Annotated in this window: 14 protein-coding genes; 7 read left to right on the top strand and 7 right to left on the bottom strand. The window is 73.5% G+C overall.

Annotated features, from left to right (window positions below; genetic code table 11):
- Positions 1 to 588, bottom strand: a 588-nt coding sequence (locus J7E86_RS15245; RefSeq protein ID WP_215082210.1) for an ABC transporter substrate-binding protein, incomplete at its 3' end; no start/stop codon positions are given.
- Positions 589 to 759: 171 nt separating this feature from the next.
- Here J7E86_RS15245 and J7E86_RS15240 point away from each other — a divergent pair.
- Both J7E86_RS15240 and purU read left to right on the top strand, forming a co-directional pair.
- Complete coding sequence (locus J7E86_RS15240; protein WP_251019167.1) at positions 760 to 1,206, top strand: hypothetical protein; 447 nt, start codon at positions 760 to 762, stop codon at positions 1,204 to 1,206.
- A gap of 51 nt (positions 1,207 to 1,257) precedes the next feature.
- On the top strand, positions 1,258 to 2,142 hold the full coding sequence (gene purU, locus J7E86_RS15235) for a formyltetrahydrofolate deformylase (RefSeq protein ID WP_215082208.1): 885 nt from the start codon (positions 1,258 to 1,260) through the stop codon (positions 2,140 to 2,142).
- Positions 2,143 to 2,307: 165 nt separating this feature from the next.
- Here purU and J7E86_RS15230 read toward each other — a convergent pair whose 3' ends face one another.
- Complete coding sequence (locus tag J7E86_RS15230; RefSeq protein WP_215082207.1) at positions 2,308 to 3,462, bottom strand: maleylpyruvate isomerase N-terminal domain-containing protein; 1,155 nt, start codon at positions 3,460 to 3,462, stop codon at positions 2,308 to 2,310.
- On the bottom strand, positions 3,459 to 4,022 hold the full coding sequence (locus J7E86_RS15225) for a sigma-70 family RNA polymerase sigma factor (protein ID WP_215082205.1): 564 nt from the start codon (positions 4,020 to 4,022) through the stop codon (positions 3,459 to 3,461). Before J7E86_RS15225 ends, J7E86_RS15230 begins: the two co-directional genes overlap by 4 nt.
- Before the next feature lie 450 nt (positions 4,023 to 4,472).
- Here J7E86_RS15225 and J7E86_RS15220 point away from each other — a divergent pair, with 450 nt between their 5' ends.
- On the top strand, positions 4,473 to 4,856 hold the full coding sequence (locus J7E86_RS15220; RefSeq protein ID WP_215082204.1) for an STAS domain-containing protein: 384 nt from the start codon (positions 4,473 to 4,475) through the stop codon (positions 4,854 to 4,856).
- Positions 4,857 to 4,898: 42 nt separating this feature from the next.
- Here the strand turns inward: J7E86_RS15220 and J7E86_RS15215 are convergent, their stop codons facing one another.
- Both J7E86_RS15215 and J7E86_RS15210 read right to left on the bottom strand, forming a co-directional pair.
- Positions 4,899 to 6,020 (bottom strand): sensor histidine kinase, encoded by a 1,122-nt coding sequence (locus J7E86_RS15215; RefSeq protein ID WP_374223802.1) that lies wholly within the window; start codon positions 6,018 to 6,020, stop codon positions 4,899 to 4,901.
- Positions 6,017 to 6,703 (bottom strand): response regulator transcription factor, encoded by a 687-nt coding sequence (locus J7E86_RS15210; RefSeq protein WP_215082203.1) that lies wholly within the window; start codon positions 6,701 to 6,703, stop codon positions 6,017 to 6,019. Before J7E86_RS15210 ends, J7E86_RS15215 begins: the two co-directional genes overlap by 4 nt.
- A gap of 171 nt (positions 6,704 to 6,874) precedes the next feature.
- Here J7E86_RS15210 and J7E86_RS15205 point away from each other — a divergent pair, with 171 nt between their 5' ends.
- Entirely contained in the window at positions 6,875 to 7,699 is an 825-nt protein-coding gene (locus J7E86_RS15205; protein WP_215082202.1) for a DUF4344 domain-containing metallopeptidase, read from the top strand.
- Between the two features lie 176 nt (positions 7,700 to 7,875).
- Here J7E86_RS15205 and J7E86_RS15200 read toward each other — a convergent pair whose 3' ends face one another.
- A complete protein-coding gene (locus tag J7E86_RS15200; RefSeq protein ID WP_308312598.1) occupies positions 7,876 to 9,249 on the bottom strand; it encodes a helix-turn-helix transcriptional regulator in 1,374 nt (457 codons plus the stop codon).
- 120 nt (positions 9,250 to 9,369) lie between these two features.
- On the opposite strand from J7E86_RS15200, the gene J7E86_RS15195 reads away from it, so the two are divergent.
- Complete coding sequence (locus J7E86_RS15195) at positions 9,370 to 10,719, top strand: alpha/beta fold hydrolase (protein ID WP_215082201.1); 1,350 nt, start codon at positions 9,370 to 9,372, stop codon at positions 10,717 to 10,719.
- A 200-nt stretch (positions 10,720 to 10,919) separates the two neighbouring features.
- On the top strand, positions 10,920 to 12,227 hold the full coding sequence (locus tag J7E86_RS15190; RefSeq protein ID WP_215082200.1) for a M64 family metallopeptidase: 1,308 nt from the start codon (positions 10,920 to 10,922) through the stop codon (positions 12,225 to 12,227).
- A 190-nt stretch (positions 12,228 to 12,417) separates the two neighbouring features.
- Here the strand turns inward: J7E86_RS15190 and J7E86_RS15185 are convergent, their stop codons facing one another.
- On the bottom strand, positions 12,418 to 13,164 hold the full coding sequence (locus tag J7E86_RS15185; RefSeq protein WP_215082199.1) for a TetR/AcrR family transcriptional regulator: 747 nt from the start codon (positions 13,162 to 13,164) through the stop codon (positions 12,418 to 12,420).
- A gap of 71 nt (positions 13,165 to 13,235) precedes the next feature.
- Here J7E86_RS15185 and J7E86_RS15180 point away from each other — a divergent pair, with 71 nt between their 5' ends.
- Positions 13,236 to 14,792, top strand: a complete 1,557-nt coding sequence (locus J7E86_RS15180) for an MFS transporter (protein ID WP_308312597.1) — start codon at positions 13,236 to 13,238, stop codon at positions 14,790 to 14,792.
- Positions 14,793 to 14,818 lie beyond the last annotated feature (26 nt).

Here is a 14,818-nt window from a genome sequence, read left to right as displayed (position 1 = left end):
GGCGAGGCCCGCGTCGAGCGGGCCGGGCAGCTTGTCGCCGGCGACGGTGTCGGGCCGGACCAGGGCCACGCGCCGGCACCCGGCCGCCAGCTGGTGGCCGCTGCCGGCGAGGAGCGCGGCCGAGCCGCCGTTGACGGGGTACGACAGGGGGCTGGTGAACTCCTCGTCGGTGACGCCGTAGCCGCCGATGAAGGGCGTGCCGGACGCTTCGAGCGGTGACAGCATCGCCCGCCCGTGCCGGCTGTACGAGCCGACCACCGCGACGGCCTTCTCCCTGACGGCCCGGCGGGCGCACTCCGCGGCGGCGACGCTGTCGTCCCGCTCGTCACAGGTGATGACCTTGAGCTCGCGCCCGTGGATACCGCCCGCCTCGTTGACCCAGCGGGCGTACGCGGCGGCCATGGCGGGCATCCCGGCCATGTCGGCGGTCCGCGTGCCCATGGGCGCCCAGGCCATGACGGTGATGGGCTCCCGGGATCCCCCGGAGCTCCCCGGGAGCCCACCACAACCGGCGAGGAGCACCGCGCTCACCGCCGCGGCCGCGGTGGCGGGGAAGGGGCGGAAGGTCAGGCGTCGCCGTCCGGTCATGTCCCCCGACCCTGCCGCGCCCCGGGGAACGGCCGAGTGATCACGGCGCAACGTCCGATGACCCGGGGATGAATTGCGGGGGCCCGGCGGGGCCCGTCAGGCGGGAACGTACGATCGATTGCTGTGCAAGGTTCGGAGAAGTCTTCCCGTCGCGGCCGCCGCTCGACCACCATGGGCGGTATGCCGCTCAATGACATGCCGTGGTGGCGCTGGCGCGCGAATGTGCGCTCGGCGCTGCACATGCTCTCGGACCCGGTCTTCCAGCAGGAGTGCTGGCTCACCGGCCGTGAGGGCTTCGGAGACGTGACGGACGCCGTCTACCGGCTGGTGGAGGACACCTGGCTGGACAACTGGTCGGCCGAGAAATACGTCGGCACGGTCCTGCGGGACTCGGGCGAGGCGGCGCTGGTCGACGTCGCCGTGCTGCGGGTGCTGCGGATCATGCACCAGGTCGGGGCCGATGCCCCGGTCTCGGCCTATCTGGAGCACCACGGCTGGCCGGAGGCGGTACGGGCCGCACGCGAGGCACACGTACGGCTGGCGGCCGGCGACGGCGACGACCCGGACGTGCCGCCGCGCTCGCTGGACGTACTGGCGCGGTTCACCGGCGTGCGCTGAGGGAGCCCGTCGGTCCCGAGGTGCCCGGCGGGTGTGCGACGCTATTGGGCTATGAACGCCTCGCAGTCCCCTGTCGCCGAAGGGGCCCCCGAACAGTACGTCCTCACCCTCTCCTGCCCGGACAAGCAGGGCATCGTGCACGCGGTGTCCAGCTACCTCTTCATGACCGGGTGCAACATCGAGGACAGCCAGCAGTTCGGCGACCGTGACACCGGCCTCTTCTTCATGCGCGTGCACTTCGCCGCGGAGGCGCCGGTGACCCTGGAGAAGCTGCGGGCCAGCTTCGCGGCGATCGGCGACTCCTTCCACATGGACTGGCAGATCCACCGAGCCGAGGACAGGATGCGCATCGTCCTGATGGTGTCCAAGTTCGGGCACTGCCTCAACGACCTGCTCTTCCGCTCCCGGATCGGCGCGCTGCCGGTCGAGATCGCGGCGGTGGTCTCCAACCACACCGACTTCGCCGAGCTCGTCGGCTCGTACGGCGTCCCCTTCCACCACATTCCGGTGACCAAGGACACCAAGGCGGAGGCGGAGGCGAAACTCCTGGAGCTCGTCCAGGAGGAGGACGTCGAGCTGGTCGTGCTCGCCCGCTACATGCAGGTGCTCTCCGACGACCTGTGCAAGGTGCTCTCCGGGCGGATCATCAACATCCACCACTCCTTCCTGCCGAGCTTCAAGGGCGCGAAGCCCTACCACCAGGCGCACGCGCGCGGTGTGAAGCTGATCGGTGCCACCGCGCACTATGTGACCGCCGACCTCGACGAGGGCCCGATCATCGAGCAGGAGGTCGAGCGCGTCGGCCATGAGGTCACGCCCGACCAGCTGGTGGCCATCGGCCGCGACGTGGAGTGCCAGGCGCTCGCCCGCGCGGTGAAGTGGCACAGCGAGCACCGGGTGCTTCTCAATGGTCGCCGGACGGTCGTCTTCGCCTAGGTGGTGTTTCCGGCTGCGGGCCCGCTTTGCCGCCTGCGGCGGCGGGCGCCCTGCGGGCGCGTCCTCAAGCGCCGGACGGGCTTGATTTCGCTGGGCTCAGCCCCTTGCAGCCCGTCCGGCGATTGAGGACACCGCCGCGCAGCGGTGGTGCGCACGGACGGACCGTCACAGGCGGGACAACGACGCCGTCGCGAAGAGGACGTCCTTGATCGCTTCGCGATCGCCCGTGTGGCCCGCGGCCGCCTCCTCCGGCGGGATGTGGCCCGCCGCCAGCCGGCAGAACTCGATGCCGTCCAGGGCGACATGGGCGACCGTCTCGTCCGGTGCGGCGGTGGCCCCGGGGGAGTCCAGCGGGATGTACCAGTGGCCGCCGCCGCTGCCCTCGACCTCCAGGTGGAGGGTGCGGCCCGGGGTGCCGGCCGCGACCAGGGTGCGGGCGGGCGGGGCCAGCCCGGCGCGGCGGCGGCCGGCGATCGCCGTCGGCAGCATCCTCGCCGCCAGGCCCACCATGTGCTGGAGGTGGGCGGGAGCGGGCGCCCCGTACGGATAGTCGATGGCGTCGGCGATGTCGGTGGCGTGCACCCAGCACTCGAAGGCGCGGTCCACGAAGGAGTCGCGCAGCGGCAGGCTGAACCGGCCGTACGACACCGCCTGATCGGCCACGCCGCTGTCGGCGAACGACACGCTCCGTATCACCGCGTGGCCCTGCTCGCGCCAGGCCGACCGGACCGCTCCGGGCGGCCGGTCGGCGGCACCGTCCGGATGCGCGGACCAGAACGCCTCGGTGCGCTCGGTGGGCGAGGCGGTGGTCTCCCCGGCGAGCGTGCCCAGCGGGTCCGGCAGGCCGAGCGCCGCGGCGACGAGGCCGTCCACCGCCATGAGGTGGCCGATCACCGCGGCGGCGGTGGTGTCCCGCGCCACGGCCCGCTCGCCGTCGAACCACTTCAGGCGCACCGGCGCCCGCCATTCCGCCTCGCCGATGTCATGGAGCAGGGCGTCGAGCCGTGCGGTCTCCGCGTCGTAGGGCGCGGCCCAGCCGGGCACCGGGATGCGGGCGGGGCGGCGGCCCAGGCAGGAGGCGAGCACCCGTGAGCGCAGCCTCGGGTCGAGATCCAGATTGTCCTCGGGATGCAGCAGGGCCACCGCGTCGCGCAGCCGGACGGCCTCGTCGGCGCAGGTGGCGCAGTCGGTGAGGTGCTCCTCGACGGCGGCGGTCTCCTCCGGGGAGCAGGCGGCCAGCGCCCAGGCGCCGAGCAGGGACCTGAGCACCTTGTGGTGCGCGGGGCCGGAGGCGGGTTCGGGAAGGGGCGGGCCGCTCATCGCGCGCCTCCATGTGCGGGTGGCGAGGCCATGCGGGGCGCGTGGTGCGCGGTGGACAGCAGTTGCAGACCGAGGCGCAGGCGGCGGCGCGCCTCGTCCTCGGTGACACCGAGGTCGGCGGCCGCCTGGCGATAGTCGAGCCGGCGTAAATAGGCGAGGTCGAGGGCGGCGCGCAGTGGGGCGGGCATGGAGGTGACGATGTAGTCGGCGCGGGCGGCGGCGGACGCCTCCCGGACCTTCCGCTCGATCTCCTCGGGCGTGCTGTGGCCCTCGCTCTGCGACCGCCTCAGCCGCTCGACCGCCTGACGGTGGGCGAGGGTGGCGATCCAGGAGCGCAGGGAGCCCTGCTTGGGGTCGTAGGCGCCGGGGTTCTCCCAGACGTAGCCGAACACCTCCCGGGTGACGTGGTCGGCACCCGTCTCGTCGTCGAGGACGCGGTGGGCCAGTGTGTGGACGAGGGAGGCGAAGCGGTCGTAGAGCTCGCCGAGCGCCGCCGCCTCACCGTGGGCGAGCCGCTGCTGCATCTTGCGGTCCCACCGGGGTGGTGCGTCGGTCGCCATGCTGCCCCCTCCGTCCGGTACGCGTCGTCCGCGTGCCCCATGCCGTGTCCCCAAGCCGTGCCCGCGCACACCCTGTTCATGCACGTCCCCGCAGGTGCAAGACGGCCGCATGTGCGTGTGCCCAGCGTCACATACTCGACGAATGTAGTCGCAGGGTCCGACAGCGCAGACCTCTTTATCGCAAAGGGAGCTCCTTGATCGGCTGCGGATGGTATTGCCAGGGTCACTTACCGCACGCTTCAGCGATCGTTATAGATCGTACGTGCCCGAATGTGCCGATGTGTTATGCGGGCGTGACCGTATCCAGGAGGATTCGGGGTTCCAGCTGGGCATAGGGTCGATGGGTGCCGAAGGGCGCCGCTGCGTTTCACGGGGGAGCTGCCGGGCAGCCGCCCCCGGGGAAGGGTCCGTTCCGGGGAACGGGACACCGAGCGAAGGGGCTTCGAGCGCGTGACGTTGAAGGTGAAGAACGCCGAGCACGGGGACTGGGCGGTCCTCCAGGTCTCCGGCGAGATGGACCTGGTGACGTCGCCGGTCGTCCGGCAACGCGTCCACGACGCGGTCGCCGACGGGCGGCGCAGTCTGGTGCTCGACCTGGCCGAGGTGCGCTTCTGCGACTCCAGCGGCGTCGGCGTCCTGATCGCCGCCCGCCGGTTGATGCGGTCCTGTCAGGGCCGGCTGAGGCTCATCCTGCCCGCGCAGGGCGCGGTGGACGGTTCGCACGTCAACAGGGTGCTCGGCGCACTGGGAGTGCGCCGCCTCTTCGAGATCTACCCCGACCTGACGACGGCGACCGTCGAGCCGCGCGACAGCACCAAGCCCCTCTCCGCGTAGGGCACCGCGCCGTCGTCCCTGGAGGGCCACGCGCCTTCGTCCCTACCCTTCGCGCGGCAGACCGGCCCGTACGACGAAGCCGCCGTCCGCCGTACCGTGCGACTCCAGCGTTCCGCCCAGACTCTGCGCCCGTTCGCGCAGCCCCACCAGACCGTGGCCACCGCCCGGCAGTTCCGGCGCCGGCACGGCCGCGTCCGCCGGACCGTTGCGGACCTCCACCCACAGCGTGTCCGCGTCGTCCTCGGTGACGCGCACGCGCACGCGTGCACCCGGCGCGTGCTTACGCGCGTTGGTGAGCGCCTCCTGCACCGTACGGAACGCCGCGCGCTCGACGGCCTCGGAGCGCTCCGCCGCCGGGTCGCACGCGCTCTCGTACGCCACGTCCATGGCGCTCAGCTCGATCAGCCGCGGCAGGTCCGCCAGACGTGGCTGCGGCGTGAGCTCCTCGGTGTCCGCGCCGGCCGCGCGCAGGATGCCGACCATGTGGCGCAGTTCCTCCAGCGTGCGCACCGACAGCTCCCGGATCTTCCTGGCGCCGTCGCGCGCCCGTTCGTCCTCCGTGCTGATCTGCACCGCACCGGCCTGCAGGCTGATGAGGCTGACCTGGTGGGCGACGACGTCGTGCATCTCGCGGGCCAGCCGGGCGCGCTCGGTGGCCAGGACCTGTTCGGCCAGCAGCCGGTCCTCGCGGGCGCGGCTGCCGGTCAGCTCGTCGAGGCGGGCGGCGAGCTCCCGGCGGGTGCGGACGAGCAGCCCGAGCGCGATGGGCGCGGTGGCGGTGAAGCAGGCGTCGACGAGGTCGAGGGCGGACTGCCGGCGGTTCGACAGGGACAGCTCGGAGAGGGGGTACGGCAGGAAGTGCGCGGCCACCAGCAGCACGGCCGCGCCGGTGAGCAGCCGTCGGTCGGGGCGGCGGGTGGTGACCGTGTAGAGCGCGATCATCGGCGCGAACCAGATGTAGCCGAGGTACATCCCGGCCAGCGTCGTCAGGAAGACGGTCACGGGGAACCGCCGCCGCCACAGCAGCGCCACCGCGGCGAGCAGCGCCATGCCGAGGCCCAGGCCCCAGCCCGACCCGTTGACCAGCAGCGCGTCCATCACCGCGAGCAGCGCGGGCACGATCACCGGCAGCGCGGGCCGCACCACGGCCGCCGCCCTGTTCACCGGGCGCCGCCGCGCGGCGGGCCGGCGTCCGCCGGGCGGTGCGAGGTGACCAGCCCGGCGCGGTCGGCGATGACCGCCGCCTGGACCCGGTTGAGGCCGCCCAGCTTGCCGAGGACGGCGCGCACGTGGTCCTTGACCGTGCTGGACGCCAGCCCCATCCGCTCGGCGATCTGCGGGTTGGCCAGCCCCGCGCCGAGGTGCGTGAGGACCTCGCGCTCGCGCGGGGTCAGCCCGGCCACCGCCCGCGCGGCCGTCGACTCGGCCTCGGCGGCGAGGTAGCCGCCGATGACGGCCCGCGTCACCCCCGGGTCCAGGACGCTGCCGCCCACCGCGAGGGTCCGTACCGCCTGCACGAGCTGCTCCGGGTCGGTGTCCTTGAGGAGGAACCCGGTGGCCCCGGAGCGCAGTGCGTCCGCGAGGTACTCATTGGCGTCGAAGGTCGTGAGCATGGCGACGGCGGGCGGGTGCGGGAGCTCGCGCAGCGCCCGCAGCACCGTCAGGCCGTCGACGTCCGGCATGCGGATGTCGAGCAGGACGACGTCCGGTGCCTCGCGGCGCACGGTGTCCACGGCCTCGCCGCCGCCGCAGTCGGCGACCACCTCGATGTCCGGGGCCGTGCCCAGGATCATCCGCAGCCCGGACCGGACGAGCTGCTCATCGTCCACCACCGCAACACGGATCACCGACCGTTACCCCTTCCTGTACCACCGGGGCCGCCCGTCGTCCCTGGCAACCGCCCAGCCTGCCGCACCGGCCGGAATCCGGCACTCCGCATCACCCCCGCCGATCGGCGGGGGTGGTTCCGGACCCACGGCGGATTCCACCCGGCCGCCCGGCCGGGCAGAGTGCTGTCCATGCTGCATCATGCCGGGGCACGCCCCCGCACGACCGGCCACGGACGGCGCGCCCGCGCCGTCCTCGCGGCCGGAGCGTGCGTCGCCCTGGCGACGGCGTGCGGCAGCCCACGGTCACAGGCCGCCGCGTCCCCCACAAGCGGCGGCCTGTCCGTGCGGTACGAGGCCCCGGCGCGCGGCGGCGCGGACGAGCGCGCCTTCCTCCGGGACCGCGGACTCGCCGAGCGCGTCGCGAAGGACCTCAACGGCTCCCTGCGACTGCCCGAACGCGTCGAGGTCGTCGGCCGCTCCTGCGAGGTGGACGGCGTCCCGGAGTACGACGAGGAGACCCGGCGGATCAGCCTCTGCTACTCCTTCGTGGCCGAGGTGCGCGGCATGTTCGAGCGCGACCGCCCCCGCGACGCGGCGGAGCGCACCGCCGGAGTGATCACCGAGACGCTCTACCACGAGGCGGGCCACGCGCTCGTGGACACCCTGGACCTGGAACCCACGGGCAGCGCGGAGGACGTCGCGGACCAGTTCGCCGCCTACCGGCTCATCCCGCGGGGCCCCACGGGCCGCGCCGCCGTCCTGGCCGCCGCCGACAACTACGCCCAGTACGCGCGCGAGACCGCCCCCGAGGACGTCGACCTCACCGACGAGCACCCGCCGGACGCCGCCCGCGCGGCCGGCTACCGCTGCTACCTCCACGGCGCGGCCCCCAAGGCGTCGGAGGGTCTCGTCGACGGCCGGCTGCTGACCAAGGAGCGTGCCGAGGGGTGCGAGCGGGAGTACGAGGAACTGCGGCGCGGCTGGGACCGGCTGCTGGCGGGGCACTGGCGGTGACGCCTTCCGGCTGGTGAGCCGGAAAAAGCGGCTGAGCCCAGCGAAATGAAGCCCGTCCGGCGCTTGAGGACGCGCCCGCAGGGCGCCCGCCGCCGCAGGCGGCAAAGACGACCCGCCCCGCCGCAGGCGGCCACGCGGCAAAGGCGGCTCGCGGCCGAAGATCTCCCGGACACCGCCTAGAGCGGCGGCGACGTCGGGGCCGGCCCCAAGGTCGTCGTCCCCGGGGCCGCCCGGTGCCCCAGGCCCGTACGGTACGCGTCCAGGGCCGCGTCGATCCGGCCCGTACGCCGCAACAGGTCGCCCAGCAGCCGGCACAGGTCGGCGAGGTCGCCGGCGGCGCCCGTGCGCTCCAGGAGGGACAGGGCCGCGCAGTAGTGCTCCTCGGCCGACTCCGTCTCGCCGCGCTCCTCCGCGATGAGGCCCAGCAGCCGGTGCGCGCCGCCCGCGTGGACGGCGCCGCGCTCGGCGCCCAGCGCCGACGGGGCGAGCAGCGGGCTCAGCAGCGCCTTCGCCTCGGCGGCCTTGCCGCGCCGCCGCAGGACGTCCGCGAGCTCCACCTCCACCTGCACGGTGAACAGCGCGGCCCGCTTGGACGCCAGCATGTCGCGCGCGGTGCGCAACTCGCTCTCGGCGCCGTCCAGGTCGCCGTTCTGCGCGCGGACGTAACCGCGCATCCAGTGGCAGTGGGCGAGCTCCGTGCGGATGTGCAGCTGGAGGTAGAGCTCCTGCGCCTTGGCCAGGGAGGCGTCGGCCTCGGCGATGCGCCCCTCGGCGATGAGGGTGCGCGCGACCCCGCGGTGCATGCCCGCGACGAGCGCCGGATTGTCGACCTGCGGCGCGAGCGTCAGCGCGAGCTCCGCAGCGTGCGCGGCCCGTGCGTGCGCCCCCATGTCCATGTACGGCGCGATGGACGCCGTGTAGAGCAGCAGTAGCGCATCGGGATCGTGCATGCCGGAGGCGTTCAGCTCGTCGACGGCCGTCTCCAGCAGATAGCAGGCGTAGCGCAGTTCGCCCGCCAGCAGATGGGCCGTGGCGCGCCCGCGCAACGCGGGGACGCGGCGCGGCAGCGGCTCGTCGGCGAGGAGCCGTTCGGCGGCGGCGAAATGCTCGCGCGCCTCGGTCAGGTCGCCCGTCTCCAGCGCGCAGTCGCCGAGCCCGAGCAGCGCGCCGGCCTCCTCCGGCGCGAGCCCCAGCCCGGCCGCCTCCTCGCGCAGCGCGCCGAACAGCGCGGCCGCGTCCTCCGCGGCACCCGTGGCCAGCGCGCGCCGGGCGTCGGTCAGCCGCATCCGCACCTCCGTGGCCAGCCGTGGCGACCGGCCCGTGGTGAGCTCCTCCACCGTGGTGCCCAGCCGCTCGGCGAGGTGGCGCAGCGCGGTCCCGGAGGGGCGGACCTTCCCCGCCTCCAGGGTGGAGACGTACGCGGCGGTGTACGCGGGCTCGGCCAGCTGCCGCTGGGTGAGCCCCCGTTCCGTACGCAGCCGCAGCACACGCCGGCCGATGTCCGCGGGCGCGTCCGCCGCCCGTATGCCGTGGGTGCCGTTCTCGGTCACTGCTGCCCCTCGATAGGTTGTGCCGGTGGATTCCGTGGCACCGGCCGCGCTCCGTCGTGGGCCGGCGCCGTGAGTCGATGGTGTCCGCGCTCTGTCCGCGTACTACGTGAAGAAGGACCGATGTTCGAGGTCACAGAGGAGTCCACGGCCGAGGCCGCGGGAGAGTCCTTCACGGGAACGGCCGTTCTCCGTCAGCCGGGTCTCGTGCTCACCGATCACCACTTCGACGTGCCGCTCGACCATGACGATCCCGGCGGCGAGCGCATCCGCCTCTACGCCCGCGAGGTCGTCGCCGCCCGCCGCGCCCAGGACGACCTGCCCTGGCTCGTCTACCTCCAGGGCGGCCCCGGCTTCGCCGCCGGCCGCCCCGTAGGCCGCGAGAACTGGCTCGACCGCGCCCTGGAGGACTACCGCGTCCTCCTCCTCGACCAGCGCGGCACCGGCCGCTCCACCCCCGCCACCCGCCAGACGCTCCCGCTCCGCGGCACGCCCGCCGCGCAGGCCGCCTATCTGGCGCACTTCCGCGCCGACTCCATAGTCCGCGACTGCGAGCTGATCCGCGCCCGGCTGACCGGCGGCCGGCCGTGGACCGTCCTCGGACAGAGCTTCGGCGGCTTCTGCGCGGTCACCTACCTCTCGTACGCGCCCGAGGGCCTGGCCGCCGTCCTGATCACCGGCGGGCTGCCCTCCCTGGACGCCGACGCGGACGCCGTCTACCGCGCCGCCTACCCGCGCATGGAGCACAAGTCCCTCGCGCACTACGCGCGCTACCCCGCCGACGAGGCCGCCGCCCGGCGCATCGCCGCCCACCTCAGCGCCCACGAGGAAGTGCTGCCCGACGGCACCGTCCTGACCGTCGGCGCGTTCCAGCAGCTCGGCATCCTCCTCGGCACCGGCGACGGCTCGCACCGGCTGCACTATCTGCTGGAGGACGCGTTCGTGGACACGGTCGACGGACCGCGGCTGTCCGACGCGTTCACCGAACAGGTCGCGGCGATCCTCTCCCGCGCCCACTGCCCGCTCTACGCGATCCTCCATGAGGCTATCTATGCCCAGGACGGACAGGCGACGCACTGGTCCGCCGACCGGGTCAGGGCCGAATTCCCGCAGTTCGACTGCCCCTTCGAGCCCGGCGCCCGCTTCCTGTTCACCGCCGAGACCGTACACCCATGGATGCTGCGCACCCACTCCGCCCTGCGCCCCTTGCGCGACACCGCCGAACTCCTCGCCGAGCGCAAGGGCTGGACGCCCCTCTACGACCCCGACCGCCTCGCCCGCAACACCGTCCCCGTCGCCGCCGTGATCTACCACGACGACCTCTACGTCGAGACCGAGCACTCCCTGCGCACCGCCCGCGCCATCCGGGGCCTGCGCACCTGGGTCACCGACGAGTACGAGCACGACGGCGTACGGGCCGGGGGCCGCGCGGTGCTGGACAGGCTGCTGGGGCTCGTACACGACGAGGTGTGAGGCGGCGCGGGGGCGCGACGGGCGCGGCCGGCCGGCGCGGCGGGCGAGGAAACGGCCACGCTCTGCTGTCACTTGAGTCCTCTTCGATTTCCCTGAGTCACATCCATTGCCCAGGGCTTCCCGAGCCTCTACGTTAAGCCGCGCCTTAACGAGACTTGACCCGCCACTTAACAGGAGGCGGGTCTCGGGAGGAACCCCCCATGCGCAGACGAATATCCCTCGCGACCGGCGTCGCCCTCACGGCGACCCTGGCCGCGACCCTCACGACCACGCTCACCGGCACCGCCTCCGCCTCCGGTGCCACCCCGCGGGCCGAACGCACCCAGCACGTCGAGTACTTCACCGGTCCCGACGGTCACCCCCGTCACACCACCGTCCCGGCGTCCCCCACCCCGCCCCGCTCCCTGCTCCCCTCGGCCGCCGGTGACGGCGCCGTGACCCCGGTCGTCGAGAGCGGCCCGGTCGGCAGCAAGCTGGACGTCGTCTTCATCGGTGACGGCTACACCGGCGACCAGCAGGGCGACTTCCACGCCGACGTCCGCACCAAGTGGGACAAGATGTCGGCCGTCGAGCCCTACGCCTCGTACAAGGGCCTGTTCAACGTCTGGGCGGTCGACGCGGTTTCCCAAGACTCCGGTGTCTCCGGTGACCCGGTCCAGGAGGTCAAGAAGAACACCGCCCTGAGCTCCGGGTTCTTCTGCGACGGCATCGAGCGGCTGCTGTGCGTGGACACCGGCAAGGTCGAGTCGTACGCGGCCAAGGCCCCCGCCGCCGATCTCGTCGTCGTCCTGTCGAACTCCACCAAGTACGGCGGCGCGGGCTACAACGACGTGGTCTCGAAGGTCGGTTACGACGGCGTCGCCACCGCCTCCTCCGACAACGCCAAGTCCGACCAGGTCGCCATCCACGAGACGGGCCACTCGCTGGGCAAGCTCGCCGACGAGTACCAGTACGACGAGTACGGAACGTATACGGGTGCCGAGCCGTGGGAGACCAACATCAGCAAGCTGACCGCCGAGGAGCAGACGGCGCAGCGGCAGAAGTGGTACCGCTGGATCGGCCGGACCTCACCGGACGGCGGCACGGTCGGCGCGTTCGAAGGCGGCGGCTACTACCCCAAGGGCCTCTACCGCCCCACCGATAACTCGATCATGCGCACGCTGGGCCATGAGTTCAACCTGCCCGGCCGCGAGGCGATGATCGCCGGCTTTTACCGCCACGCGAAGCCGCTGTCCAGCACCTCGGGCACGTCCGGCAAGGTCGGCCGCGCCGAGCGGGTCACCGTCCGACTGGCCACCGCGGGCACGACCGTGCGCTGGTACGTCGACGGCCGCGAGGTCTTCTCCGCCCTGGGGCGCACGACCGTGATCCCGCGCTCCCTGGGCGTCCCGGCGGACGGCCGCCCGCACACCCTGAAGGCCGTGGCGGTCGACCACACGGACGCGGTCCTCGACCCCGCCCTGCGCGAGCGCCTGACCGGTTCGCTGAGCTGGCAGGTCGTCCGCTAGACGGTGTCCTCTAGGCGGTGTCCTCAAACGCCGGACGGGCTGCTGTGCTGTGTCCTCAAACGCCGGACAGGCTGACATCGGCCGAGCCCAGCCAAATCAAGCCCGTCCGGCGCTTGAGGACGCGCCCGCAGGGCGCCCGCCGCCGCAGGCGGCAAAGCCGGCCCGCGGCCGAAGACCCGCCGGACACCACCTACTCCGCACCCACCGCGGCGGAGCCGAGCACGGCATCGAGCAGAGAAGAGCCCGCATAGGCGCGGACAAGCCGATCGCAGGAGCGGGTCAGCGTGGCATCGACCGCCGCGCGGACCCGCTCCGGTGGCTCGCCCGCCGCGAGCGCCTCGTGCAGGGCGTCGAAGACGAGGTCGCGGACGACGATGGCGAAGGACGCGAACACCCTCAGCTCCTCGCGGAGTTCCGGGTCCTCCACCGCGTGCGGCCCGGCGCGCTCGACGAGCAGTTCCGCCAGGTGGTCCCGCCGCTGCCCGGAGAAGGGCGCGTAGCTGCGGCGGAGGGCGGGGCTGCCGAGGAGCACGCGCGAGAAGACGCGGCTCTGCGCGAGGGCGTCCTCCCCGCACAGCGCCAGGTCACAGGCGCGGAAGGCCGCCCGGCGCAGCCCCTCGACGAGCCCGGCGCCCGTCGTCGCGTCCCCCATGGCCTCCCACAGCTGGGCGTCGAATTCCTCGCGGCGGCCGAAGAAGATGTCCTCCTTCGAGGCGAAGTGCGTGAAGACGGTGGCCGGTGCCACGTCCGCCGCGGCCGCGATCCGGGTGAGGGTGACGGCGTCGAACCCCTCCTCGGCGAAGAGCCGGAAGGCCGCCTCGGAGATCGCGCGGCGGGTGCGTTCGCGCTTGCGTCCCCGCAGCCCGGTGGTGGCGGGGGTGCACGGTGCGGCGTCGGTGGCCTCAGGGGCCTCGGCAGCGGATCGGGCGCTCGTCATGGCCCCAGGATAGCCGCCCGGCAAGCAAAAATAGAGATGCTACATTTTTGGAGAGCCTCTATTTTGGGCTCGTGGGGGACCTCCCCGGCCCCGGCCTGCCCCCGCCCGCCCCGCTTCCCCGCTTCCGTGAGGACGTCCCCGCCATGAGCACCGGCATGAGTTCCGGCCCGTCGGCACCGCCGACCGCCGCCCCCGCCTCGACCTCCCGGGCCCCGCTCTCCGCCCGAGGCCCCAGGTCCACCGCCGCGATCCTGCTGATCGCCTGCGCGGCGCAGTTCATGGTCATCCTCGACGTGTCGATCGTGAACGTGGCCCTCCCGGCCATGCGCGACGAACTCCACCTCAGCGGCGCCGGCCAGCAGTGGATCGTCAACGCCTACACCCTCGGCTTCGCGGGCCTGCTGCTGCTCGGCGGCCGTGCCGCCGACCTCGTCGGTACCAAGCGGGCCTTCCTCGCCGGCCTGGCCGCCTTCACCGTGGCCTCGCTCGCCGGCGGCCTCGCCACCGACGGCACGCTGCTGATCGCGGCCCGCGCGGTCCAGGGCATAGGCGGCGCGGTCCTCGCGCCCGCCACCCTCACGCTGATCATGACGACCTTCACCGAGCCGGCCGCCCGCACCCGGGCGATGGGCGCCTGGAGCGCCGTGATGGCGGCCGGTGGCGCGGCGGGCGCGGTCATCGGCGGCGTGCTCACCCAGTACGCCGGCTGGCGCTGGGTGCTGTTCGTCAACGTCCCGATCGGCGTCGCGCTGCTCGCCGCCGCCCTGGCGTACGTGCCCGCCACCGCCTCGCGCGAGGGCGGCCTGCGCCGCCTCGACCTGCCCGGCGCCGTCTCCGTCACCGCCGGCCTGACCGCCCTGGTCTACGGGATCATCTCCACCGAGACGCACCGCTGGGGCGCCCCGGTGGTCTGGGCGCCGCTCACCGCCGGTGTGCTGCTGCTCGCCGCGTTCCTCGTCATCGAGTCCAAGGTCGCCCACCCCCTCGTACCGCTGCGGATCCTGCGCCGACGCAGCCTGGCCGCCGCCAACCTCGTGGTGATCGGCATGGGCGCGGCCACCTTCGCGATGTGGTTCCTGCTGTCCCTCTACTTCCAGCAGATCCTCGACTACAGCGCCGTCCAGGCCGGCCTGTGCTTCCTGCCCGGTTCGCTCGCGATCATCGCCGGTGCGCAGCTGGCCACCCGGATCATCGCCCGCACCGGCCCGCGCCCGCTGCTCGTCACCGGCATGGCGCTCAGCACCGTCGGCTTCCTCTGGCTCTCGCGGATCACCGCCGGCGGCACCTTCGCGAGCGACGTGCTCGCGCCGTTCGTCCTGGCGACCTTCGGCGCGGGCCTGGCGATGATGCCCGCCACCGTCGCGGCCACCAGCGGCACCGACCGGGCCGAGGCCGGGCTCGCCTCGGGCCTCGTCAACACCTCCCGCCAGGTCGGCGGCGCGCTCGGCCTCGCCCTCCTGGCCACCATCGCCTCGCACACGAGCGCCGGCCGCCTGGCGGACCACCCGCAGGACGTCGACGCGGCACTGACCGCGGGCTACGGGCGGGCGCTGCTGATCGCGGCGGTGTTCACCGCGTGCGCGGCCCTGGGCGCGCTGGCCGTGCCGGGCAGGACGCGGCGGGGCTGACGCGCGGGGCCAACCGGGCAGCGGGC

The sequence above is a fragment of the Streptomyces sp. ISL-11 genome, from assembly GCF_018614525.1.
Taxonomy (GTDB): Bacteria; Actinomycetota; Actinomycetes; order Streptomycetales; family Streptomycetaceae; genus Streptomyces.
The sequence above is the reverse complement of the archived record's forward strand: the minus strand, read 5'-3'. Positions and strand labels throughout refer to the sequence as shown.

What these genes read in the sequence shown, in the direction of transcription:
- J7E86_RS15205 (WP_215082202.1), top strand. Translation starts at nt 6,875, where the DNA reads ATGCTGCATCATGCCGGGGCACGCCCCCGCACGACCGGCCACGGACGG.
- purU (WP_215082208.1), top strand. Translation starts at nt 1,258, where the DNA reads ATGAACGCCTCGCAGTCCCCTGTCGCCGAAGGGGCCCCCGAACAGTAC.
- J7E86_RS15195 (WP_215082201.1), top strand. Translation starts at nt 9,370, where the DNA reads ATGTTCGAGGTCACAGAGGAGTCCACGGCCGAGGCCGCGGGAGAGTCC.
- J7E86_RS15230 (WP_215082207.1), bottom strand. Translation starts at nt 3,462, where the DNA reads ATGAGCGGCCCGCCCCTTCCCGAACCCGCCTCCGGCCCCGCGCACCAC.
- J7E86_RS15185 (WP_215082199.1), bottom strand. Translation starts at nt 13,164, where the DNA reads ATGACGAGCGCCCGATCCGCTGCCGAGGCCCCTGAGGCCACCGACGCC.
- J7E86_RS15190 (WP_215082200.1), top strand. Translation starts at nt 10,920, where the DNA reads ATGCGCAGACGAATATCCCTCGCGACCGGCGTCGCCCTCACGGCGACC.
- J7E86_RS15225 (WP_215082205.1), bottom strand. Translation starts at nt 4,022, where the DNA reads ATGGCGACCGACGCACCACCCCGGTGGGACCGCAAGATGCAGCAGCGG.
- J7E86_RS15240 (WP_251019167.1), top strand. Translation starts at nt 760, where the DNA reads ATGGGCGGTATGCCGCTCAATGACATGCCGTGGTGGCGCTGGCGCGCG.